This window comes from Microbacterium umsixpiens (genome assembly GCF_053543675.1).
In genome coordinates, this window is record NZ_JBLVOH010000060.1 from 1 (window position 1) to 1,903 (window position 1,903).

General features: G+C 69.2%; 3 protein-coding genes. 2 read left to right on the forward strand and 1 reads right to left on the reverse strand.

The features are described 5' to 3' along the window. The coding region (locus ACNPM4_RS05940) for a Chromate resistance protein ChrB (RefSeq protein WP_448985050.1) at positions 1–224 on the reverse strand (224 nt) is incomplete at its 3' end. 84 nt (positions 225–308) lie between these two features. Between ACNPM4_RS05940 and ACNPM4_RS05945 the strand changes: the two genes are divergently transcribed. Together ACNPM4_RS05945 and ACNPM4_RS05950 are read left to right on the forward strand one after the other, a co-directional pair. Beyond that, a complete protein-coding gene (locus tag ACNPM4_RS05945) occupies positions 309–908 on the forward strand; it encodes a class I SAM-dependent methyltransferase (protein WP_448985051.1) in 600 nt (199 codons plus the stop codon). 144 nt (positions 909–1,052) lie between these two features. Continuing rightward, positions 1,053–1,847 (forward strand): SDR family NAD(P)-dependent oxidoreductase, encoded by a 795-nt coding sequence (locus tag ACNPM4_RS05950; protein WP_448985052.1) that lies wholly within the window; start codon positions 1,053–1,055, stop codon positions 1,845–1,847. Positions 1,848–1,903: the final 56 nt, after the last annotated feature.

A 1,903-nucleotide genomic window follows, 5' to 3' on the forward strand; every position in this document is an offset into this window, starting at 1 on the left:
GCCGGGGTGCGCAGCACGAGGATGTCGCCCTCACCGCGCTGGGCGAGCGCGCGAGCCCGCTCGACTCCTGCGACGCACGCCGGCACGTCGGGAGCGACCCAGGTGCCCTGCCCCGCGGGTACCGCGCCGAACTGACGAAGCTCTCGCCAGACCGCGACCCGATGCCGCGACGGCGTCGCCGGCACCTGGACCAGCAGTACGAGCCATCCATCAGAATTCGTCACAATCGAAACTGTAACAGCTGTTACATCACGTCTCGAGTGCGGGATACCGTGGGCGGACCAGGTTCGACACCGACAGGGGGATCGATGAGTGAACGAAGGATCCGCGACAGCTACGCCGCGCGGGCGACCGAATACACCGAGCTCATGGGCGACATCGCCCAGATGGACGCGGTCGACCGGGAGCGGATCGGGCAGTGGGCGGGCGGCGTCGAAGGGCGCATCCTCGATGCCGGCTGCGGGCCGGGACATTGGACGGCATTCCTCGCCGAACGAGGCCACGAGGCGGAGGGGATCGACCTGGTGCCGGACTTCATCACCACGGCTAGCATCCGGTTCCCCCACGTCTCGTACCGCGTCGCATCGCTCGCGGATCCCGGCGTCGAGCGGGGCTCGCTGGGCGGCATCCTCGCCTGGTACTCGCTGATCCATGCGACGCGAGGAGAGCTCCCCGCACTCCTCGCCGAGGCGCGACACGCTCTTCGCGATGGGGGCATGCTGCTCGCCGGGTTCTTCGACGGTGCCGATGCCGAGGCCTTCCCGCATGCCGTCACGACCGCGCAATTCTGGTCGGTCGACGGGATATCGGCGAATCTGGCACGGGCGGGGTTCGCGGTCGTCGACAGCGAGACCCGCGTGCAGGAAGGTCGTCGCCCGCACGCGTCGGTCACCGCAGTCGCCGTCTGAGCGGAGAGCGTCCGCATCGGGAGAATCGAGTGGTGTTCGACGCCGTTCCGCTTGCGCTGACGACCATCCTCCCGGCTATGCTCGTGATTGCTATAGCAAACGGGAAGTGCATCCGACCCACTTCAGCGCCGAGAGGGACACATCATGACCGAATCCGCACGCAGCGTCGTGGTGACCGGCAGCGGAAAGGGCATCGGGCGCGCCATCGCCGAGCGACTCACCGCCGACGGATGGATCGTCGTGGGGCTGGAGCGGTCTCCCGGGTCGGGCACCGTCGAGGAGGGGATCGTGGCCGAGGTCGTTCTCGGTGACGCCTCCGAGCGCGCCGTCCACCAGCGGGCCGCAGAGGCAGCGATCGCACGGGCTCCCCTGGCCGGCTGGGTGAACAACGCCGGCATCACAAAGCACACCCCGCTGCACGAGCTCGACGAGAGTGTCGTGCGCGAGATCCTCGACATCAACGGCTTCGGTTACATCTGGGGCTGCTCGACCGCGGTATCGGCCTTCATCGATCAGGGCCTCGCCGGGGCGATCGTCAACGTCGGCTCGATCCACGGCCGCGCCAGCCACCCCGACCACGCGGCTTACGAGTTCACCAAGGGCGGCATCGACGCACTGACCCGCAGCGTGGCGGTGAGCTACGGCCGACTCGGCATCCGTGCCAACACGGTGGCGCCGGGCGGCGTGCGCACCCCGCACCTCGAAGCGAAGATCGCCGCAGCCCCCGACCCCGCCGCCGAAGAGCGTGGACTCGCCGAAGGGCCGCCGATGGGACGCATCGCCCGCGCCGATGAAGTGGCCGCGGTGACGGCCTTCCTGCTCTCCGACGAGGCCCCGTATCTCAGCGGTCAGTCGATCGCCGTGGACGGCGCGTGGACGACATCCTTCGGCGATGTCGACGTCGACCCGGCGCTGGCCGCGCGGTTCCGACGGGCGTGAAGGCCCGCAGGGTGACACGACGGTGACCTACCAGTAACCCGAAGAAGCGGGGCCCC